The sequence below is a fragment of the Mesorhizobium sp. M0136 genome, from assembly GCF_040322515.1.
In the GTDB taxonomy this organism is placed as follows: Bacteria; Pseudomonadota; Alphaproteobacteria; order Rhizobiales; family Rhizobiaceae; genus Mesorhizobium.
This window is the reverse complement of sequence record NZ_JAMYTP010000022.1, coordinates 50960-71941: the sequence shown is the minus strand read 5'-3', so window position 1 is coordinate 71941 and position 20982 is coordinate 50960. Positions and strand designations below refer to the sequence as shown.

17 protein-coding genes are annotated in these 20982 nt (G+C 62.0%); 13 read left to right on the top strand and 4 right to left on the bottom strand.

Features of this window, described 5'->3' with window-relative positions; genetic code table 11:
- Positions 1-33 precede the first annotated feature (33 nt).
- The 5 genes from NKJ35_RS23975 to NKJ35_RS23955 all read left to right on the top strand — a co-directional run bounded on the left by NKJ35_RS23975 (position 34) and on the right by NKJ35_RS23955 (position 7662).
- Positions 34-1335, top strand: a complete 1302-nt coding sequence (locus tag NKJ35_RS23975) for an MFS transporter (RefSeq protein ID WP_352649799.1) — start codon at positions 34-36, stop codon at positions 1333-1335.
- Positions 1336-1354: 19 nt separating this feature from the next.
- Positions 1355-3805, top strand: a complete 2451-nt coding sequence (gene nirB, locus NKJ35_RS23970; protein WP_352649798.1) for a nitrite reductase large subunit NirB — start codon at positions 1355-1357, stop codon at positions 3803-3805.
- A 66-nt stretch (positions 3806-3871) separates the two neighbouring features.
- Complete coding sequence (nirD, locus tag NKJ35_RS23965; protein ID WP_254816082.1) at positions 3872-4201, top strand: nitrite reductase small subunit NirD; 330 nt, start codon at positions 3872-3874, stop codon at positions 4199-4201.
- 3 nt (positions 4202-4204) lie between these two features.
- Positions 4205-7066 carry a nitrate reductase gene (locus NKJ35_RS23960; RefSeq protein ID WP_352649797.1) on the top strand — a complete coding sequence of 954 codons (2862 nt, stop codon included), beginning with the start codon at positions 4205-4207 and terminating at the stop codon, positions 7064-7066.
- A gap of 110 nt (positions 7067-7176) precedes the next feature.
- The gene (locus NKJ35_RS23955) at positions 7177-7662 is read left to right on the top strand and encodes a hypothetical protein (RefSeq protein WP_352649796.1); all 486 of its coding nucleotides are present in this window, start codon (positions 7177-7179) and stop codon (positions 7660-7662) included.
- 27 nt (positions 7663-7689) lie between these two features.
- On the opposite strand, the gene NKJ35_RS23950 is transcribed toward NKJ35_RS23955, so the two are convergent.
- Positions 7690-8721, bottom strand: coding sequence for a hydroxyacid dehydrogenase (locus tag NKJ35_RS23950; RefSeq protein ID WP_352649795.1), 1032 nt, complete (start codon positions 8719-8721; stop codon positions 7690-7692).
- A gap of 177 nt (positions 8722-8898) precedes the next feature.
- Here NKJ35_RS23950 and NKJ35_RS23945 point away from each other — a divergent pair, with 177 nt between their 5' ends.
- A complete protein-coding gene (locus NKJ35_RS23945) occupies positions 8899-10335 on the top strand; it encodes an aldehyde dehydrogenase family protein (RefSeq protein ID WP_254816386.1) in 1437 nt (478 codons plus the stop codon).
- A gap of 38 nt (positions 10336-10373) precedes the next feature.
- Entirely contained in the window at positions 10374-10955 is a 582-nt protein-coding gene (locus NKJ35_RS23940) for a DUF1349 domain-containing protein (protein WP_352649794.1), read from the top strand.
- A 40-nt stretch (positions 10956-10995) separates the two neighbouring features.
- Here NKJ35_RS23940 and NKJ35_RS23935 read toward each other — a convergent pair whose 3' ends face one another.
- Positions 10996-11748, bottom strand: a complete 753-nt coding sequence (locus tag NKJ35_RS23935) for an SDR family NAD(P)-dependent oxidoreductase (protein ID WP_352649793.1) — start codon at positions 11746-11748, stop codon at positions 10996-10998.
- Positions 11749-12076: 328 nt separating this feature from the next.
- On the opposite strand from NKJ35_RS23935, the gene NKJ35_RS23930 reads away from it, so the two are divergent.
- Entirely contained in the window at positions 12077-13348 is a 1272-nt protein-coding gene (locus NKJ35_RS23930) for an O-antigen ligase family protein (protein WP_352649792.1), read from the top strand.
- 78 nt (positions 13349-13426) lie between these two features.
- On the opposite strand, the gene NKJ35_RS23925 is transcribed toward NKJ35_RS23930, so the two are convergent.
- The gene (locus NKJ35_RS23925; protein ID WP_352649791.1) at positions 13427-14656 is read right to left on the bottom strand and encodes a polysaccharide biosynthesis/export family protein; all 1230 of its coding nucleotides are present in this window, start codon (positions 14654-14656) and stop codon (positions 13427-13429) included.
- Positions 14657-14845: 189 nt separating this feature from the next.
- Complete coding sequence (locus NKJ35_RS23920; protein WP_352479827.1) at positions 14846-15523, bottom strand: sugar transferase; 678 nt, start codon at positions 15521-15523, stop codon at positions 14846-14848.
- 558 nt (positions 15524-16081) lie between these two features.
- Here NKJ35_RS23920 and NKJ35_RS23915 point away from each other — a divergent pair.
- The 5 genes from NKJ35_RS23915 to NKJ35_RS23895 all read left to right on the top strand — a co-directional run bounded on the left by NKJ35_RS23915 (position 16082) and on the right by NKJ35_RS23895 (position 20964).
- Positions 16082-16402 (top strand): exopolysaccharide production repressor protein, encoded by a 321-nt coding sequence (locus NKJ35_RS23915; protein ID WP_352649790.1) that lies wholly within the window; start codon positions 16082-16084, stop codon positions 16400-16402.
- Between the two features lie 452 nt (positions 16403-16854).
- Positions 16855-17877, top strand: a complete 1023-nt coding sequence (locus NKJ35_RS23910) for a glycosyltransferase family 2 protein (RefSeq protein WP_352649789.1) — start codon at positions 16855-16857, stop codon at positions 17875-17877.
- A 269-nt stretch (positions 17878-18146) separates the two neighbouring features.
- Positions 18147-18548: a hypothetical protein gene (locus NKJ35_RS23905; protein ID WP_254816092.1), complete on the top strand. Its 402-nt coding sequence runs from the start codon at positions 18147-18149 to the stop codon at positions 18546-18548.
- A 132-nt stretch (positions 18549-18680) separates the two neighbouring features.
- Positions 18681-19547, top strand: a complete 867-nt coding sequence (gene exoK / locus NKJ35_RS23900; RefSeq protein WP_352649788.1) for an endo-1,3-1,4-beta-glycanase ExoK — start codon at positions 18681-18683, stop codon at positions 19545-19547.
- Positions 19548-19632: 85 nt separating this feature from the next.
- Complete coding sequence (locus NKJ35_RS23895) at positions 19633-20964, top strand: UDP-glucose dehydrogenase family protein (RefSeq protein WP_254816094.1); 1332 nt, start codon at positions 19633-19635, stop codon at positions 20962-20964.
- Positions 20965-20982: the final 18 nt, after the last annotated feature.

Here is a 20982-nt window from a genome sequence, read left to right as displayed (position 1 = left end):
GGTGCCTCCCTCGCCGCAAACCGGAGCCAGAAAATGACCGCAAATCTCCCAGCCGCGCGCAGCCAGGACACTGCTCCCCGGCAGGCGCTTGTGATGTCCACCATCGCCTTCACCGTCTGCTTCGCGGTGTGGACGATCTTTTCAATCATCGGCGTGCGCATAAAGCAGGAACTGGGGCTGAACGAGACGGAGTTCGGCCTGCTCGTCGGCACGCCGATCCTCACCGGCTCGCTCGTGCGTATGGTGCTCGGTGTCTGGACCGACCGTTTTGGCGGTCGGTTGGTATACACCGCGACCATGCTTGCGGCGGCGGTCGCGACCTTCCTGCTCGCGTTTGCGCACACGTACGGGCAGATGCTGGCCGCCGCGCTAGGCGTTGGGCTCGCCGGCGGTTCCTTCGCCGTCGGTGTCGCCTATGTCTCGCGCTTCTTCCCGGCCGGCAAGCAGGGTACGGCGCTTGGCATTTTCGGTGTCGGCAATGTCGGTGCCGCGGTCACCAAGTTCCTGGCACCGTTCGTGCTTCTCTCCTGGGGCTGGCAGTCGGTCGCGCTGATCTGGGCGGCAGCACTTGTCGTCATGGCCGCCGTCTTCTGGTTCACGACCGGCGACGATCCGGTCATTCGCGAGCGCCGCGACGGCAAGGCTGCACCCGCGAGAAGCTTCTTGCAGGAATTCGCGCCGCTCAAGAACCTGCAGGTCTGGCGTTTCGCCTTGTATTATTTCTTCGCTTTCGGTGCATTCGTGGCGCTGTCGCTGTGGCTGCCCCGCTACCTGATCGGCGTCTACGGCTTCGGACTTGCGACCGCCGGCATGATCGGCGCGGCCTATTCAATTCCGGCAAGTATTTTCCGCGCCTATGGCGGCGTGCTTTCCGACCGGATCGGCGCCCGCACCGTGCTCTACTGCACCTTCGCTGTCAGTGCCGTCGCGACTCTCGTTCTGTCTCTCCCCTCGGCAGACTACGTCGTGCGCGGTATCAGCGGGCCGATCGCCTTCCATTTCGAGATCGGCCCGCTCGCCTTTATAGCCGTGGCCTGTGTGCTCGGCTTCTTCATGAGCCTTGGCAAGGCCGCCGTCTACAAGCACATCCCGGCTTACTATCCGCAGAGTGTCGGCGCGGTCGGCGGCGTTGTCGGCATGATTGGCGGGCTCGGCGGCTTTATCCTGCCAATCGCCTTCGGCGTGCTCAACGACCTCACCGGCGTCTGGTCCAGCTGCTTCATGCTGCTCTTCGTCATCGTCGCCACCTGCTTTGCCTGGATGCATTTTTCCATCCGGCGGATGGAGCGCACGGCGTCTGCCGAAGCTTCAGGCCTTTCCTACGCGGCTGAGTGAGAGCGGAGTGGATCAGGACATGACCGAGAAACTCGTCATCATCGGCAACGGCATGGCCCCCGGGCGCATGCTGGAGCATCTCCTGGAAAAGGCGCCTGGGCGCTACCAGGTCACCATCTTCAACGCCGAGCCGCGCGTGAACTACGACCGCATCATGCTGTCGCCGGTTCTGTCGGGCGAAAAGGCCTATGAGGAGATCATCATCCATGGCGACGGCTGGTACATCAAGCACGGCATCACCCTCTACAAGGGCCACAAGATCGTCGCCATCGACCGGCAGGCAAAGACCGTCACCTCCGATCATGGCGTGACCGAGCCTTATGACAAACTCGTCATCGCCACCGGCTCGGTGCCGTTTATCATTCCGGTGCCCGGCCATGACCTGCCGGGCGTGCTCACCTATCGCGATCTGGACGACGTCCGGGCCATGATGCTTGCCGCCCAGTCGCGGGCCAAGGCTGTCGTCATTGGGGGCGGCCTGCTTGGGCTCGAGGCGGCAGCGGGCTTGAACTCACAAGGCATGGACGTCACCGTGCTGCACGTCATGCCGACGCTGATGGAGCGTCAGCTCGATCCGGCCGCAGGCTATCTCCTGCAGCGTGCCGTCGAGCAGCGCGGCATCAAGGTCATCACCAAGGCCAACACGCAGGCGATCACCGGCAACGGCAAGGTCGAGCGGGTGGAGCTTGCCGACGGCACCGTCATTCCCGCAACGCTCGTCGTCATGGCGGTGGGTATCAGGCCGAACGCGGTGCTGGCGAAGGAAGCCGGCATTGCCGTCAATCGCGGCATCGTCATCGACGCCGGCATGCGCAGCAACGACCCGGACATCTACGCAATCGGCGAATGCGCCGAGGTCAACGGCCAGGTCTACGGGCTGGTCGCGCCGCTCTATGAGATGGCGCGCGTCGCCGCCAGCCAGCTGGCTGGTAACGAGGCGGCAGCTTTCGTCCATATGGACACGCCGACCAAGCTCAAGGTCACCGGCATCGACCTGTTCTCGCTCGGCGACTTCGCCGAAGGCGAGGACCGCCAGGAGATCGTGCTGCGCGATGCCGCCGCCGGCGTCTACAAACGCCTGGTGCTGAAGGACGACCGCATCATCGGCACCGTGCTCTACGGCGAGACGACGGACGGCGCCTGGTTCAACGATCTCAAGAAGAAGCAGACCGACATATCCGAGATGCGCGACACGCTCATTTTCGGCCAGTCTTACCAGGGAGGCGCCCCCCTGGACCCTATGGCGGCCGTTGCAGCCTTGCCGGATGATGCGGAAATCTGCGGCTGCAACGGCGTATGCAAGGGAAAGATCACCGGCGCAATCACGGCCAAGGGCTTGACCTCGCTCGACGATGTGCGCGCCCACACCAAGGCGTCGGCGTCCTGCGGTTCCTGCACCGGGCTGGTCGAAAAGCTGATGGTGCTGACCATCGGCGACAAATACAACCCCGCGGCAGTCCAGCCGATGTGCAGCTGTACCTCGCTTGGCCATGACGAGGTCCGCCGGCTGATCAAGGCCAAGAGCCTGAAGACCATTCCCGCCGTCATGCAGGAGCTGGAGTGGAAGACCTCTTGCGGCTGCGCCAAATGCCGGCCGGCGCTCAACTATTATCTCGTCTGCGACTGGCCCGACGAATACGCCGACGATTACCAGTCGCGCTTCATCAACGAGCGCGTCCACGCCAACATCCAGAAGGACGGGACCTATTCGGTAGTGCCGCGCATGTGGGGCGGCGTCACCAACGCCGCCGAATTGCGCGCCATCGCCGATGTCGTCGACAAGTTCGACATTCCGATGGTCAAGGTCACCGGCGGCCAGCGCATTGACATGCTCGGCATCCGCAAGGAAGACCTGCCGGCAGTGTGGGCCGATCTCGGTCAGGCCGGGTTCGTCTCCGGCCAGGCCTATGCCAAGGGACTGCGCACGGTGAAGACCTGCGTCGGCTCCGACTGGTGCCGCTTCGGCACGCAGGATTCGACCGGCTTGGGCATCCGTATCGAAAAATTCATGTGGGGCTCTTGGACGCCGGCCAAGGTCAAGATGGCGGTGTCGGGCTGTCCCCGAAACTGTGCCGAGGCGACCTGCAAGGATGTCGGCGTGATCTGCGTCGACAGCGGCTATGAGATCCATTTCGCCGGCGCCGCCGGCCTCGACATCAAGGGCACCGAAGTGCTTGGCCTGGTCAAGACCGAGGACGAGGCGCTGGAGCATATCGTGGCGCTGACGCAGATGTATCGCGAGCAGGGCCGCTATCTCGAGCGCATCTACAAATGGGCCAAGCGCATTGGCATCGCCGAGATCAAGCGTCAGATCATGGACGATGGCGAGAAGCGCAAGGCCTATTTCGACCGCTTCGTCTTTTCGCAGAAATTCGCGCAGGTTGACCCATGGTCGGAACGCGTTTCCGGCAAGGACAAGCATGAATTCCGGCCGCTGGCTTCGGTCGGCTTTGCGCAGGCGGCGGAGTAGGCGCGTGTCCCCGAAAAGTGGAATGCGGTTTTCGGACAAGAATACGCGCAAAAGAGGAATAGCCACATGAATTGGGTATCGATCGGCTCCCTGTCTGACATTCCGCGTCGCGGTGCGCGCTGCGTCGCAACGCCCGAAGGCAAGATCGCCGTCTTTCGTACGGCCGACGATCAGGTCTTTGCCATCGATGACCATTGCCCGCACAAAGGTGGGCCGCTCAGCCAGGGCATCGTCCATGGCACGGCGGTGACCTGTCCCTTGCACAATTGGGTGATCTCGCTGGAGACAGGCAAGGCGCTCGGCGCCGACGAGGGCGCGGTGCGCACCATCGCGGTGCGGATCGACGGCGAGCGGCTCTTCATTGCGCTGGAAGCGCTGGCCAGCCGCGCGGCGTGAACCATGCGGATCGATGAAGCGCGCGAGGTGAGGACCACCTGCCCCTATTGCGGGGTGGGCTGCGGCGTGCTGGCGAAGGTCGCCGCGGACGGTGAAATAACCGTTCGTGGCGACCCGGACCACCCGGCGAATTTCGGCCGGCTCTGCTCCAAAGGCTCAGCGCTGGCCGAGACCACCGATCTCGAAGGCAGGCTGCTTCATCCGGAGATTCACCGTCGCCGCACCGGCTGGGACGAAGCGCTCGACCTTGTCGCTTCGACCTTCTCGCAAACCATTGCCGAACACGGCCCCAACGCGGTCGCCCTCTACGTCTCCGGCCAGTTGCTGACCGAGGACTATTACGTCGCCAACAAGCTGATGAAAGGTTTCATCGGCTCGGCCAATATCGATACCAATTCGCGCCTGTGCATGGCATCGTCCGTCGCCGGCCACCGCCGCGCCTTTGGCTCGGACACCGTTCCGGGAAATTACGAGGATCTGGAACTTGCCGACCTGATCGTGCTGGTCGGCTCCAATCTCGCCTGGTGCCATCCGGTGCTCTACCAGCGCATTGCCGCCGCCCGGGAAAAGCGGCCCGAGATGAAGGTGGTGCTGATCGACCCACGCCGCACCATGACGTCAGACATCGCGGACATGCATCTGGCGATCGCGCCCGATGGCGACGTCGCTTTGTTCACCGGCCTGCTCGCCTATCTCGGCCAGCATAACGCGTTGGACCGCACCTATATCACGGCGCACACGACCGGCTTCGGTCAAGCGCTTTTCGCCGCCTCGGTGCTCGACCTGGCCGGCATCGCCGCGGCCACCGCCCTTGGCGAGGATGAACTGGTCCGCTTCTACAGTCTGTTTGCCGCGACGGCGAAGACGGTGACCGTCTACAGCCAGGGCGTGAACCAGTCGTCTTCGGGCACCGACAAGGTCAACGCCATCATCAACTGCCATCTAGCCACCGGCCGCATCGGCAAGCCCGGCGCCGGGCCGTTCTCGGTGACCGGCCAGCCCAACGCCATGGGCGGCCGTGAGGTCGGCGGCATGGCCAACATGCTGGCCGCCCACATGGAGATCGAAAATCCCGAGCACCGCAACCGCGTGCAGCGCTTCTGGAACGCGCCGGCCGTCGCCGAAAAACCCGGCCTGAAAGCGGTCGAGATGTTCGAGGCGGTGGCCGACGGACGCATCAAGGCGCTGTGGATCATGGCGACCAACCCCGTCGATTCGATGCCGGATGCCGATGCCGTCGAAGCGGCGATCAAGGCCTGCCCGTTTGTCGTGGTGTCGGACGTGCTGGGCGAGACCGACACGGTCCGCCACGCCCATGTCCGGCTGCCGGCGGCGGCATGGGGCGAGAAGGACGGCACCGTCACCAATTCGGAACGCCGCATCTCGCGCCAGCGCGCCTTTTTGGCCACGCCCGGCGAGGCAAGGCCAGACTGGTGGATCATCGCTGAAGTCGCCAAGCGGATGGGCTTTGGCGAGGCCTTTTTGCATCTGTCGCCGGCCGACATCTTCGCCGAGCACGCGGCGTTGTCGGGCTTCGAGAATGATAGTGCTCGCGATTTCGACATCGGCGCTTATGCCGATGTGGATGCAGAGACCTATGAGGAGTTGGCGCCATTCCAGTGGCCAGCGCCGAGCCAAGCCACCCCCCTCTGGTCTGCCGGCCATCTCCCCCGCAAGGGGGGAGATCGGCTATCATCACGGCCTTCGCTAATCTCCAATGCCGCAAGGGGAGAGCCGGCGCCAAAGCTGCCAATCTCCCCCCTTGCGGGGGAGATGGCCGGCAGGCCAGAGGGGGGTGCTCAGGCTGAAAGTGAAAAAGACTTGGGGGTTCAGGCAAGACGAGCCTCACTTACCACCCGCTTCTTCGCCAACGGCAGCTTCTACACGCCCGACCGCAAGGCGCGCTTCATTGCTATCCGCCCAGCCGCACAAACCCGCACCAGCCCGGACTACCCGCTGGTGCTCAACACCGGGCGCGTGCGCGACCATTGGCACACCATGACGCGGACCGGCAGGAGCCCGCGCTTGTCGCAGCACATGGCCGAACCGTTCGTCGAAATCCACCCGTCGGATGCGCAGCACTTCGGCATCGGCGATGCCGAGATCGTCCGCGTCTCGACTGCCCATGGCGAGGTGCTGGTCCGCGCCCTGGTGACGGCGCGTCAACGCCAAGGCTCTGTATTCGTACCGATGCACTGGACCGATCAGTTCTCCGCCCGCGCGCGTGTCGATGCGTTGGTCGCGCCGACGACCGATGCGATTTCAGGCCAACCGGCCTCAAAGAATGTTGCCGCTCGCATCGAGCGGTTCGCCGCCACAGCCTTCGGCTTCGCCGTGCTTGCCGAACGGCCCGCATCGATCGACGCCGATTACTGGAGCCTCGCCCGCAGCCCCGCCGGCTGGCGGCTTGAAATTGCGCTGCAGGACAGCCGCGACTGGACCGGGTTGGCCGCCGCGCTGTTAGGCATGGAAGGCGAGACGCTCGCCTATCACGACATCGCCGGCGGGCACCATCGCTTCGCCCGTTTCGCAGGCAATCGGCTGGTCGGCGCGCTCTATCTTGCGCCTACGCCGGTAGCGGTGTCGCGCGGCTGGGCGGTCGAACAACTTGGTGCTGACCATGCCGATCGGCAGGCGCGACTGGCGATTGTCGCCGGGCGCCCGGGCGGCAACAGCGTCGACCGCGGTGCCATCGTCTGCGCCTGTTTCGGGGTCGGTGCCAACCAGATCGCGGAAGCGGTACGCGGCGGCTGTACCAGCGTCGCGGCAATCGGAGCCGTCCTTCACGCCGGCACCAATTGCGGCTCTTGCCGCGCCGAGATCAAGACCATTATCGACGGGCGGCGTCTGCAAGCTGCGGAGTGATGCGCCGAGGAACTCTGCCGCGCCGCTGCATGCTGCATGATGCTTACTAGCAATTTACAAACCATGGGCTACCAACGTTCTGACTTCGATTCGCTCGGAACGGGAGCCTCATGAGCAAAGCCCTGACCTCATTCGCGCTTGCCGCCGTGCTGACGGCCTTGCTGATGGCGCTCAGCCTGACGGTGGCCAGGCATGGCTATCCCTATGGCGCGATCGGCGCCAAGCGCCTGAGCGACGTTGCCGATGCGGGGACGTTCATTCCGCTCGCGGCGGTCTATTTTTTCAGCGCACTGCTGATGATGGTTCTGCCGATCAGGCTCGCCGGCATCGTCCTGACACATGCCGCCGATGCGATCTTCTGGACGGTCATCGTGTTGTTTGCGGTCATCGTTGGATGTCTCGCCGCGAGATTTGCCTTCGGTCAGCGCGATATGCTCCCGGCGCTGCTCAACTGGCGGTTCCTGTTTGTCGCGGCAGTTGTCGGATGCCATCTCTTCATCAACGAGCTGCGCCGCAACATCCTGTTGCGAAGCCTGTTCTTCGTCGTCTTCGCCGCAGCGACACTGGCCTGCCTGTTTTGGTCCTTCACCGTCTGAGCATGTGCGACCCGTCGGGCAGACGGCCTAATTCTTGTCGACCGGCTTCGAACGCATGCGCGAAACGGTCTCACGCTCGGCCCGCTTCGAACGCATCGGCGGCAGGCCGCGGTCGACCAGGTCCATGTCTTCCAGCACCATGTCGCCCATCCGCTTGAAAGCGATGTCGAGCGCACCGGCCCGGTGGGCGGAGCGCAGGAACCCCGGCAATGTGCGGACCGGGTGATCCTGGGCCAGCGGCTCCTCAGGAAAAACATCGCTGGCGGCGACGATATGGCCGCTGCGGACGGCGTCCATCAGTGCCGGGAAATCGACCACGCCGGCTCGGCTGAGCAGGATGAAAGCGGCTCCCTTGCGCATCCTGGCAAACGCCTCGGCGCCGAGGAAGCCCTGGTTTTCGCTGGTCACCGAAGCGACGACGAAGACGAAATCGCTGTTCGACAGAACGTCGTCGAGAGAGGCCGGCTCGACGCCGTTTTCGATCAGGATCGACGGCGGCAGCCACGGGTCGAAGGCTTTTGTCCGCGTGCGAAAGCCTGACAGCAGCCGGTTGAGCGCGCGGCCAAGATCGCCGAAGCCGATAATGCCGACATCCGCGCCGGAAAGAAGCCGCGCCGTCCGGTTGCCGTCGCCGCCCCACAGCTCCTTGCCCTGACGAAATGCGAGATCGGCGTCGACGATGCCGCGGGCGAGATTGAGCGCCATGGCAAGGCCGAGTTCGGCCACAGGTTCGGCAAAGACCAGCCCGGTGGTGACGACATGGATGCCGCGCGAAAACAGCGTCTCGTAGGGCATGTTGTTGATGAGGTTGCTCTCGACATTGAAGATGCAGCGCAGCGCCTTCATTTTTTCCAGCGTCTCCGGCGCGATAGGTGGCTGGCCGACGATGTAGCGCGCCTCGCCAAGGATATCGGCCGGCAGCGCCGCCACCGCTTCGGGCGATGTTTCGACGATGCGGTATTTCGATCGAAAGTTCGCCAGCGCGGCCGGCGTGAAGATCAGGTCGAGCGTGCGCGGTTCGGGTGCGCTGATCACCAGGGGCAAGGCGCTGTCGGACATGATACTTCACCTCCCGTGCGATCCGCGTCGCACCACACTAGAATCGTCTTTTGCCGCCCCCGACACCTATCACATGCCTGTCGAGAAGGAGAAGTTTGCCTTCTTCGGCCTTGCGGTGCGGCGGTCGGTGGTCCAGATAGACGGCGATCGAAGGACGACAAGGAAGACAGCGACATGATCCCGTTTCGAAAGAACCTCATCGATGGCGAGTGGGTAGGCGATGCCGGCTCCCGCAACATCAACCCGTCCAATCTCGACGACGTGGTCGGCGAATATGCATCGGGGGGCGCGGAGCACGCTCGGCAGGCCATCGCGGCGGCGAAAGCGGCATTTCCGGCGTGGTCTCGATCGGGCCTGCTGGCCCGCCATGCGGTGCTGAGGAAGACGTCGGACGAGATCACCGCGCGGAAAGATGAAATCGGCCGGGCCTTGGCGCGCGAAGAAGGCAAGACGCTGGTCGAGGGCATCGGCGAGACCGTGCGGGCCGCCCAGATATTCGATTTTTTCGCCGGCGAGACGCTGCGTCTTTCGGGCGAGCTGGTGCCGAGCGTGCGGCCCGGCGTCGGCGTCGAGATCACCCGCGAAGCGGTCGGCGTCGTCGGCATCATCACGCCGTGGAATTTCCCGATCGCCATTCCGGCTTGGAAAATCGCTCCGGCGCTGGCCTACGGCAACACCATCGTCTTCAAGCCGGCGGAACTCGTTCCGGAGAGCGCCTGGACCATTGTCGACATCCTGCACCGCGCCGGGCTGCCCAAGGGTGTGCTCAATCTGGTCATGGGCAAAGGTTCGGTGGTCGGCCAGGCCATGCTCGACAGTCCTGACCTCAACGCGATCACCTTCACCGGATCGGTCGGCACCGGCAAGCGCGTCGCCGCCGCCAGCGTCGAGCACATGCGCAAGTTCCAGCTCGAAATGGGCGGCAAGAACCCGCTTGTAGTGCTCGACGATGCCGACCTTGCCGTCGCCGTCGACTGCGCTATCAACGGTGCCTACTTCTCGACCGGCCAGCGCTGCACGGCGTCGTCCCGGCTGGTGGTGACGGACGGCATCCACGACCGCTTCGTCGAGGCGCTCAAGGACCGCATGGCCAAGCTGGTCGTCGGCGACGCTCTCGATGCCAAGACCCAGATCGGGCCGGTTGTCGACCAGAGCCAGCTCAAACAGGACGAAGACTATATCGCCATCGGCCGTCAGGAAGGTGCGGACCTTGCCTTCGGTGGCGAGCGGCTCGATCGTGAAACCCGCGGCTTCTATTTGCAGCCGGCGCTGTTCACCGAAACCACCAACGCGATGCGCATCTCGCGCGAGGAGATTTTCGGACCGGTCGCCAACGTCATCCGCGTCAAGGATTATGACGAGGCGCTGGCGGTGGCCAACGACACGCCGTTCGGCCTGACCTCCGGTATCTGCACCTCGAGCCTCAAGCATGCCACGCACTTCAAGCGCAATTCGGAAGCCGGCATGGTCATGGTCAACCTGCCGACGGCCGGCGTCGACTTCCACGTGCCTTTCGGCGGACGCAAGGGATCGAGCTACGGCCCGCGCGAGCAGGGCCGCTATGCCGCAGAGTTCTACACCACGGTGAAGACCGCTTACACGTTTGCCGGCTAAGAAAAGACGGCAGACCAGCCAGGCAGGCGAGCAAATCGATGACATCTGAGAATACGGCCCTGACCTGGCTCAATCCGCCGCCGCACCACGCCTTCGGCAACAATACGGTGCATGTACGGACCGGCAAGGAGACCGACTTCTGGCGCGAGACGTTCTACGGCTTCTGGCGCGACAATGGCCATTTCCTCTATCGTGAGGTCGAGGGCGATTTCAGCGCCGAAGTCACGGTCAAGGGGCACTATGAGGTGCTTTACGATCAGGCCGGGCTTATGGTCCGCCTGAGCGAGACGCACTGGATCAAGGCCGGCATCGAATACACCGACGGGCTGATGTATTTTTCCGTCGTCGTCACCAACGATGCCTCCGACTGGTCGCTGGCCAGCATTCCCGCCGACCCCGACGGGGTCAGGATCCGCCTGACCCGCCATGCCGAGACGATCCGCGTCCAGTATCTGGACGCGTCCGACAAGCACTGGAAACCGGTGCGGCTTGCCTATTTCCCGCCGTCGAAAACGGTCGATGTCGGCATGATGTGCTGTTCGCCGCAGCGCGAGGGTTTCGAAGTGACATTCAGCGATTTTTCGATCGGCCCGCCGATCTCGCGGGAGCTTCACGACTGAGGCGCCGCGATGCGGTCGGGCGGTTTGCGTCGGGCCGGTCTCAGTAGGTCGCCCGGCCGCCGGAGACGTCGAAGACGGCAGCCGTCGTGAACGAGCATTCCTCGGAGGCGATCCAGCAAATCAGCGCCGCCACCTCCCCGACCTCGCCGAATCGCGCCATCGGTATTTTGGACAGCATGAAGTCGATGTGCTGCTGGCTCATCTGCTGGAAGATCGCGGTGCGCACAGCCGCCGGCGTGACGCAGTTCACCGTCACCTTGGTCTTGGCCAGTTCCTTGCCGAGCGATTTGGTCATGCCGATCACCGCCGCCTTGGAGGTGCTGTAGGCCGAGGCGTTCGGGTTACCTTCCTTGCCGGCAATCGAGGCGATGTTGACGATCCTGCCGTAATTGCGTTCGAGCATATGCGGGACCAGCGCCCTGTTGCAGAAGAAGACGCCGTTGATGTTGATGTCGATGACCCGGCGCCAATCCTCTACGGAATACTCCCAGGTCGTCATGTTAGGCCCGGTGATGGCAGCACTGGTGACAAGGATATCGACCGCGCCCAGCGCTTCGATAGTCTCTCCGGCGGCGGCTTCGACCGCTATGGGGTCGGCGACGTCGAGGGTGACGCTGTGCAGGCCTGGAACAATGGCCTTGGCCTGTTCGATCTGGGCGGCATCGCGATCCCAGACCGAAACACGTCCGCCTTCGTCAGTGATCCTTTGCGCGACGGCCAGGCCGATGCCTGAGGCGCCGCCGGTGATAACAGCAGATCGTCCGGCAAATCGTCCCGCGAAACTCATCGACATGTCGTCCTCCTCCCAATCGGCGGCGAATGTGAAGTCAACGGCGGACAAGTTCAAGCACGGACTCGCAGCCTTAGAACAGCTTGTGATGGGCCAGCACCGGGCAATTGGACGGCACTGCCTCCTGGCCAAATCGTCTCGTCCGGTATTGCGAGAACTGCAGGAGCGACGCGCCCAGTTGGCATTTGGGTGACAGGCGGTGCCGGATGCGTTATATTGCACTGCACAATGCGAGCGCCTGCAGGCGAGGCTCCCATCGATCCGATGAATCGCCCATGAAATCGGCCCATGAATCGGCATTGAGCTGCAAGGACGGAAAACCGATACCGAGATGAAGATTCCAAAATCTCTGTTGATCGATCCGGACAAGAACACGGTTTATGGCAGCTTTGCCGTTGCCGTCTCGATCTGGGCGTTCTCCTACTCGACCATTTTCGGCCAGGCCATGATCCTGGCCTACTATGCAGTTTGGCTGCCGCTCATCCTGGTCGACTACCGCAAGATATTAAGGCACGCTTCCAGCGCCTGGCTTCCGCTGGCCTTTGCAACCTATATCTGCTTTTCGGTGTTCTGGTCGGCAGCCCCCGGCACCACGGCAAGGACGGCCGTCCAATATTGTTCCCATATCGCCTGCGCCTACATTGCCGCACGCACCGTCAGCGTTCGGACCTTGACCATAGGCGCCCTGATCGGGATTTTCGTCGTCCTGCTCTACTCGCTCAAGGTCGCGAGTTATTCCTACGACGTTCTCGATGGGACGTACAATTTCGTCGGCGCGTTCAGCTCCAAGAACCAGATCGGCTTTGTCGCATCGCTTGGCATCTATTTCTGCGTTGTCTACCTCGCCTTTCTCAGGCGGGGCCGGACAAGCTTTTTGTTGATCGTACCGATTGTCCTTCTATCGGGCTATCTACTGGTCGTGTCGCATTCGGCCACTTCGATGGCATCGACCCCGGCGGTTCTCGCTCTGGTCGCCCTGCTTTCCATCGGCAAGGTGCTTTCGCTCCGCCATCGCCGGGTGATTTTCATGATCGGTGCGGGCGGGCTGGTCGCCTGCACCGTGATTGCGCTGAATCTCGGGCTGATGGACTTTGTCCTTGGTCTTTTCGGCAAGGATTCGACGCTCACCGGACGAACCTACCTCTGGCAGCAGGGCTGGAATGCCGCGCAGCAATCGCCCGTGCTCGGCGTCGGCTACGCGGCCTATTGGGTGCAGGGCTTCTCCGAGGCCGAGCGGCTGTGGAACGAATTCTACATCGCCGCGCGAAGCGGCTTCCACTTCCACAACACCTACATCGAGACCTTGGTGGAACTCGGCTTCGTCGGCGCGACACTGCTTTCGCTGATTATCCTGCGCACGCTCTGGGGTCACGTCTCGGCGCTGATATTCAGGACATGGCAAGCCGACTCCGTGATTCTTGCCGGCGTCATGGTGCTTCTGTTCATCCGATCCTTCGTCGAGGTCGAGACCCTCAATCCCTACATCATGGGATCGTTCCTGCTGTACTATAGCTACTTCAAGCTGGTGAGGGTGCCGGCCGTCGCTCCTTCCCGGTGGAACGCCGTGAATCATCTGGAGGAACCGGACGCCGTGCGAGGCTAGAGCGGGCCGATCCCAAACGGCAAAAAACCCCGCAGACCGCTGCCCACGGGGTTGGTGCTTCGCTCCGGTGGAAAGAAGCTACTGGATGGCCAGGGGCGCCGGTTTGACCTTGATCACGTCCCCTGGCAGCACCGGCGTGTCTTCATCGGCGGTGATTTCGCTGGTCTTGCCGTCGACCACCCGCACCAGGGAAAAAGACAAGGCCGCTGGTTCGTTGTTGCCATAGAATTGCGGCATGGGGCTGCCCGACAAGGCTTCGGACATCAGGGCCTTTTCCATGTTCAGCTTCAGCGTCACCTCGTTGAGATCGGCTTCCGTCTGTTGCCGGTCGGTCGCGAGGCTGGAGTTCTGGGTGTTCTCGAGATCGATGGCGTCCTGGGTGGCCTTGCTGATCGACTGCTTGGCCGTGAGAATCGCCGTTTCGTAATCCAGGATCTGGCCCTCAAGGTCGGCGATGGTTTGCTGCGAGTTCAAAACCCGCGTGTTGACGACCAGGCCCTTTTGCGCCAGCGAGCCGATGCCGTTGAGCTGCTCCTTCGCCAGATCAACCTGCTTCTGCTGGTTGATGATCTTTTTCTGCAGCGAGTCGATCTCGCTCTGCAGCAGCGCCTTCAAATCGTCGAGCGCCTGCAAGCGCAGCTTGAGTTTCTTCTGGTCGGCCGCCAGGATCGCCGTCTCATCGGCAACGATGCTGGGCAGCTTCGGATCGTCGGCCACCTCTTTCGGCACCGCGAATGTCGGCTTGTCCGCCAGTTCCGCCTCGATGCGGGCGCGCTTGACGGTCAGCCTGACCAATTGGTCTTGTAGTACGTCGAAATTGCCCTTGGCATTGATCAGGTCGCGATCGTAGCGCTGTCCGCTCTCCGGGGTCCGCCGGGCTCCGCCGGCAATGCTCATCGCTTTCAGCACGGTCAACCCAGGCACACAAGGATACTGGCCAGGCGCTTGCACCTCGCCGGAGATGTAGAATGGCCGGTACTGCGCCATTTCGACGGAAGCCTCCGGCCTGTCGGCCAGAGCGAGCTTGCGCTGCAGCGCCTCGCCGAGCGATGCGGCGATCTCCGAAGTCGTCTTGCCGGATGCGGGCATCTCGCCGACGAAGGGAACCGACAAGGTTCCAGCGGGCCCGACCGTGTATTCTCCATTGATGGCCGACCAGTCGCGGAACGTGCCTTCGACGGTCTGCCATTCCGCCACGCGGATGGTCAGCTTGTCCTGTGCTCCAAGCCGATAGTCGTCGGCGAAGGCAAACTGTGGCAGGGCCAGCGACAGCGTCAGGCCGGTCGCCACTGTAAGGCAAGTCGTCAAAAGTCGTACTCGCCGCAAGCGTCTGGAGAGAATGCCGGTGCAAAAAATATCGATTATATCTGCTTTCAACTGAGCGTTTCCGATCTGGTTTGCCCCGCCCGATGAACTGCCGATGCCTGAGTTAGGGGCCTGAGTTTCGGGCCCGAATTCTGGACAGCTGCTCCTCGATGTACGGCCAGCAAGCGGCCGTCAGTAGCAGCCTCGCGACATCCAGACCGCAGGTACGGTCTTGATGATGATGCGAATGTCTTCGAACATCGACCAGTTCTCGACATAGTGCCTGTCGAACGCGACGCGGCTGTCGTAGGAAACGTCGTTGCGTCCGCTGACCTGCCATAGCCCGGTCAGGCCGGGGCGCGATTTCAGGTAATAGACGGCCGAATTGCCATAAATCTCCAGCTCATCGCGCACCACGGGACGAGGCCCGACCAGGCTCATATCCCCCTGCAGGATGTTGATGATCTGCGGCAACTCATCGAGGCTGAGCTTCCTCAGCACCGCTCCGACGCGCGTGATCCGCGGGTCGTTCTTCAGCTTGCGGGTCGCGATCCATTCGGCGCTGGCCTCCGGATTCGCGGCGAGATAGGCAGCAAGCACCCGCTCGCCGTCTGGAACCATGGTGCGGAACTTGAGGCACGGAAAAATCCGTCCTCCGCGGCCGATCCGGCTATGACCATAGAAAATCGGCCCGCCATCGGAAAACTTGACAAGCAGCGCTATCATCACGAACAGCGGGCTGAGAGCGACCAGGCCGATCAGCGAACCGGCAATATCGAAGCTGCGTTTGAGCAGGCCGCCGATCGGTGGCGGAAAATCGACACCGGCCTGCGAAAAATCCGCATCGGCCGGCTTGGCTACGTCCCTCATGCGTAAACTCCATACGTTGAACGGATGGTTTACCGCACGATACCAAAAAAATGCTGCAGCGCAACACACAATTTCCCAGACGGCTGTAATAGTCGCGTCATGAACTGACTAAATAATAAACTCGTCCTGCACAAAATTTCGCCTTTATGTCGCAAAAGAGACGGATTATGGGCAATTTTGGAAAAGCTAGTCCAATTTTGAGGCTGATTTTAGGCGAATCGCTCTTTATACCCTGCTGTGGAGCTTTGTCGCCATTTAGAATTTCGAAATAACGACTGATGTTGTGATAAAATACTAGTCGATATCATAAATCTTACTGAAGCGAGTCGATATCCGGCAATCAGTGGTGATGCCGACGTGTGCATTGCACCATGGCAGAGTCGATCCCGACGATTCGTTTAAAATTTATTCCGCAGCTGCCCTTGCCGGCTATTGCGCGGCTCAATAGAGTTGCAAATTGTTTCTGTCGGACTATGGACAGATTGGGCTAGGCCGGAAGCAACCGGCCAGAAGCGGGCAACCTAAATAAGCTCGCAGAGTTTAAGGGAGGTGCTCGGGGTGGGCTTGTCGACATTTTTTCCCGAGCCGGTGGATGGGCTATCGGGTATGTCACTGCCAAAGTTCATTATCGGAATGTGTTTTGCGCTGGCGATCGTGATCGTCTGGTCCTATTTGGGCGGCGCCTCGCTCGGCACGACGCTGTTTCGCGTCATCGGCTGTGCCATAGTCATCCAAATGGGTTATTTTCTACTGGTCTTTGCCATGGTCGCCAGAAATGCCCCGACCCCGGCCGACAAAATTCGCGACGCTGAACGAACGCTGAGTTCGAACGAGGCGGCCGAAGGCGAGAAATTCAGCGCAAGGAGAGGCCTTCACTGATTTCGGGCCTGGCCGGGTCTGCGATGTCCATGTGACCTGTGGTTAAGCTCGTCGATCCTCTGACGAATTGCTCGCCTCGACAACACCGGCAGTCGGCATTCCTGTTCGTTCGTTTCCTTGACACTGCGGGCCTCGACGCGCTCGCTCGGCGCCGCCGCCGTCCGGTCGGCGAGGATCAGAAACTGGTTTTCCGCCTGTCGAGCGCTCTGGAGCGTGTAGGAACGGCTCTGCCAAGCGGTGCATTTCTGGAGCCATCCCTATTAAGGCTCGCCGCCTGCCCAGCCGGGCCATGACACCCAGCAAAATGAAAAACTGGACGGCGCCGATGATTTTGGCGATGCTTGCTTCGCACTTGCAGCATAGGCGCTTGGGCCGATGTATTTCAGAATGGGCGGTGGGGCATTGAGCGGTCGGGGCGAGGAAATCCGCAACGACTTCTGCAATCGAGAGGCATGTCCATGACATCATTCCAGGTCTGCGTGATTATCGCCGCCCGCAATGCGGCGCGGACAATCCCGGCTGCCATTGCATCGGCGTTACGCGAACCTGAGGTTGCGGAAGTTGTCGTCGTCGATGACGCGTCCACCGACGATACGGCGAAAGTCGCCCACGCAGCCAGCGACGGTACGGGCCGCCTGTCCGTCATCCGCTTCGACGTCAATCGCGGCCCCTCCTTTGCACGCAACGCCGCGATAGCCGGTTCCAGGTCGCCGTTCATCAGCATCCTTGACGCTGATGATTTCTTTTTCGAAGGCAGGTTTCACAGACTGTTCGCCAGCACCGATTGGGATTTCGCCGCAGACAACATCATGCTTGTCAGGGATGACGCGGCAACCGACGTTTCGAAAATCGTTGCTCCACCGTTCTCGCCCGAGCCGGAATTCCTCGATTTCGAGGGCTTCGTCGACGGCAATATCTCCAGGCGCCGTGTGCAACGCGGGGAACTGGGCTTCCTCAAGCCAGTGATCAGCCGCGCCTTCCTCGATCGGCATGGACTGCGCTACGACGAGAAGCTGCGCCTGGGTGAAGACTATGAACTCTATGCGCGCGCGGTTGCCCATGGCGCGCGTTTCAAGGTCATCAAATCCTGTGGCTACGGCGCGATCGTGCGCGCCGATTCGCTGAGCGGACGGCACAAGACCCAGGACCTGAAGCATCTGGCCGATGCCGACCTGGCACTGCTTGCGATCGACAGTCTGCCGGAGGCATCGAAGGCTGCGCTGAGAAGGCACGAGCGGCACATCCGCGACAAATACCGGTTGCGGAAGTTTTTAGACGTGAAGGCTGAGCGCGGGTTGGTGCCGGCCGCGGCCTACGCCTTGGCCGGCTCGTCCAACCTCACAGCCGTCGTCCGCGGCGTTGCCTCCGACAAGCTGGATGCGCTGTTTCGCCGCGCTGGCCTCGCCGCGAAGCGTCAGCATGTGCCGCCGCTGCGCTTCCTCATGGCCGGAACCAGCACGGCCAGCGATAGCTAGGCCCGTCAACGTGCGATGGCGGTAGCCACTCCGTTACCGTTAGGTCGGCTCGCACCATTTCAACGAGATTCATGAGTTTACGATCTAGGTGGTTGCCTATGGGCGCCGGGAATGGCAATCTATGTTGCGGTGCAGCAATTGTGGACGGCCAACCGAACTGGCCCGAGACATACCCTGTCGGAGGAGCTGGACGATGCAAGAAATGTCTTTTGAATGTGGACGGGCACTAAGGCCGTTCACCAGCTTGACGATGACGGGGCGCTGACTACATGGCCTCGATCTTTCGCTTCCGATCGAGAGATCCGGCGCGCGACACGCAGACCGACACCTCGCGCCTCGATCGCTTGGCAAAGCTGCTGGACCAGATCGCGGCCGAAGTCGAGGCGGAGAAGAGCGGACTTGAGAACCGCTACAGGACAACGGCCACCAATGCCGCCTTTCTGGTCGAGGCGATGGAGAACGGTTCGGTCTCCTCGCGCAGGTCTTCCGAAGTCGGCGAACTGACCAGGTCGATTCTGAATTGCGAGCGGCGCATCGCAGCGCTGTCGCGCCAGATGCAGATGATGAAGGATCTCCGTCATTCGCTGGATGAAATCTTCGAGCCGAAGCGGCAGAACGGTCCCGACATGAGGACTGATTTTGTGAAGCCCGCCGATTCCGGCACGGGCTGAGCGAACACCCCGGGTCGGCGCAATGGTTTAGGCACAACACCGAGCTTGGGAGCGACAGAGGTCAAGATCAGGTTGTTTCGTCACGGTTCGAACGATCGCTTTGGGGGCGCACAGCACAAGGTGAGTTTTGATATGAATGCAGATCTTAAAAGCACGTCCGCCCCGGCACCCCGCGGCACCCCGTTCACGCGCCCGATCTCAGGCAAGCTGCGGCCGCTCCGTTCAGACGGCGCGTTTCTGCTGATCGTTCTCGTCAGTCTGGTTGCGGGCCTTGTGCCCGTCCGTGCCCAGGATCTGCCAACCGCGCCGTCTTTTGTCGATGATTTCACCAGCCTCAGTCGCGCGCGCTGGTACATTTCCGACGGCTGGACGAACGGCAAGCATCAGAATTGCACCTGGTCCAAAAGCCTGATCGGGCTTTCCGACGGGATGCTGACGCTCGGTTTCGAGAAGCGCAAGCTGAAGGATCGCGAATTCGCCTGCGCCGAGATCCAGACCAAGCAGCGCTTCGGCTACGGCACCTACGAGGCGCGGATGAAGACCGACACGGGCTCCGGCGTCAACGCGGCATTCTTCAGCTTCGTCGGCGATGCCGACAAGCAGCCGCATGATGAAATCGACTTCGAGGTGCTGACCAAGGACACGTCCAAGGTTCAGGTCAACGCCTACATAGCCGGCAAAGGCAAGAACGAGAAACTGGTCGACGTCGCCGGCGGCACCGACAAGGCCTTCAACGACTACGCCTTCGTCTGGGAAAAGGACCGGCTGCGCTGGTACGTCAACGGCAATCTTGTCCACGAGATCACCGATCCGGCGAAGCTGCCCACCCATTCGCAAAGGATCTATTTCAGCCTGTGGGGCAGCGATACGATGAAGGGCTGGATGGGGCCGTTCTCGGATCTGGGCCGCAAGCTCACCATGCAGGTGGATCGCGTTGCGTTCACCGCACTCGGCCAGCCCTGCCAATTCCCGGAATCGCTGGCATGCAACACAAACTAGAAGCGCATCTGAACCGGCCGGGCCGAAGGTGGTCGGAAAACCGAAGCTTGAACAGGCCCGAAGCCTTGAACAGGAATGAAACCGAATGAATTTGACTGTCTTTGGAATCGGCTATGTCGGTCTTGTACAGGCGGCGGTGCTTGCCGAAGTCGGCCATCAGGTGGTCTGTGTCGACATCGATGCAAAAAAGGTCGAACGGCTCAACCAGGGCCATGTCCCGATCTTCGAGCCCGGTCTCGAAAATATGGTCAAGGAGAACCATGCCGCCGGCCGCATCAAGTTCACCACCGACGCCGCCGCGGCGATCAAGCATGGACAGATCCAGATGATCGCCGTCGGCACGCCGCCGGGCGAGGATGGTTCGGCAGACCTCAAATATGTGCTGGCCGTCGCCGAGGCCATCGGTCGTGAGATGGACGCGCCCAAGATCGTCGTCGGCAAGTCGACCGTGCCGGTCGGCACCTGCGAAAGAATAAAGGCCAGGATCGCCGAGACGCTGAAGGCGCGCGGGCGCGAGGATCTGGTTTTCGACGTCGCCTCCAATCCGGAATTCCTCAAGGAAGGGTCCGCTGTGAGCGACTGCATGAAGCCCGACCGCATCATCGTCGGCACCAGCAACGAGGACACCGAGGCGGTGATGCGCGAGCTCTACGCGCCGTTCAACCGCAACCACGAAAAGATGATCGTGATGGACGTGCGCAGTGCCGAGTTCACCAAATACGCGGCCAATTGCATGCTGGCGACCAAGATAAGCTTCATGAATGAAATGGCCAACCTGGCCGAGCAACTGGGCGCCGACATCGAGGAGGTCCGCAAGGGCATCGGCAGCGACCCGCGGATCGGCTACCACTTCATCTATCCGGGCCTCGGCTATGGCGGTTCGTGCTTCCCGAAGGATGTGCGTGCCCTGATCAAGACCGCCGAGGCTGTCAAGTTCGACGCCAAGCTGCTGCGTGCCGTCGAGGAGCGCAACAACCAGCAGAAGTCGGTCCTGTTCGAGAAGGTGCACCGCTATTTCAAGGGCAATCTCAAAGGCAAGACCTTTGCGCTGTGGGGCCTCGCCTTCAAACCCAATACCGACGACATGCGCGAGGCCCCGGCCCGCACGCTGATGGAAGCGCTCTGGGCCGCCGGTGCCAACGTCCAGGCCTATGATCCGGAGGCTATGCAGGAATGCCAGGCGATCTACGGGCTGCGCGACGACCTGCAACTGTGCGGCACCAAGGAGGCCGCGCTGCGAGGCGCCGACGCGCTCTTGATCGTGACCGAGTGGAAGAGCTTCAGCGCGCCGTCCTTCGATGCATTGAAGAACGCGCTGACCAGGCCCGTCATCTTCGACGGACGCAATCTCTACGACCCCAAGGTCATCGCCCGCCACGGCATCGAATACCACAGCATCGGCAGAATGGCGGCGTGACGCTAGGGCGGTCCAGCA

Excerpts from the sequence above, each read along its gene's own strand:
- NKJ35_RS23975 (WP_352649799.1), top strand. The coding sequence starts at position 34 with ATGACCGCAAATCTCCCAGCCGCGCGCAGCCAGGACACTGCTCCCCGG.
- nirB (WP_352649798.1), top strand. The coding sequence starts at position 1,355 with ATGACCGAGAAACTCGTCATCATCGGCAACGGCATGGCCCCCGGGCGC.
- nirD (WP_254816082.1), top strand. The coding sequence starts at position 3,872 with ATGAATTGGGTATCGATCGGCTCCCTGTCTGACATTCCGCGTCGCGGT.
- NKJ35_RS23960 (WP_352649797.1), top strand. The coding sequence starts at position 4,205 with ATGCGGATCGATGAAGCGCGCGAGGTGAGGACCACCTGCCCCTATTGC.
- NKJ35_RS23955 (WP_352649796.1), top strand. The coding sequence starts at position 7,177 with ATGAGCAAAGCCCTGACCTCATTCGCGCTTGCCGCCGTGCTGACGGCC.
- NKJ35_RS23950 (WP_352649795.1), bottom strand. The coding sequence starts at position 8,721 with ATGTCCGACAGCGCCTTGCCCCTGGTGATCAGCGCACCCGAACCGCGC.
- NKJ35_RS23940 (WP_352649794.1), top strand. The coding sequence starts at position 10,374 with ATGACATCTGAGAATACGGCCCTGACCTGGCTCAATCCGCCGCCGCAC.
- NKJ35_RS23935 (WP_352649793.1), bottom strand. The coding sequence starts at position 11,748 with ATGTCGATGAGTTTCGCGGGACGATTTGCCGGACGATCTGCTGTTATC.
- NKJ35_RS23930 (WP_352649792.1), top strand. The coding sequence starts at position 12,077 with ATGAAGATTCCAAAATCTCTGTTGATCGATCCGGACAAGAACACGGTT.
- NKJ35_RS23920 (WP_352479827.1), bottom strand. The coding sequence starts at position 15,523 with ATGAGGGACGTAGCCAAGCCGGCCGATGCGGATTTTTCGCAGGCCGGT.
- NKJ35_RS23910 (WP_352649789.1), top strand. The coding sequence starts at position 16,855 with ATGTCCATGACATCATTCCAGGTCTGCGTGATTATCGCCGCCCGCAAT.
- NKJ35_RS23905 (WP_254816092.1), top strand. The coding sequence starts at position 18,147 with ATGGCCTCGATCTTTCGCTTCCGATCGAGAGATCCGGCGCGCGACACG.
- exoK (WP_352649788.1), top strand. The coding sequence starts at position 18,681 with ATGAATGCAGATCTTAAAAGCACGTCCGCCCCGGCACCCCGCGGCACC.
- NKJ35_RS23895 (WP_254816094.1), top strand. The coding sequence starts at position 19,633 with ATGAATTTGACTGTCTTTGGAATCGGCTATGTCGGTCTTGTACAGGCG.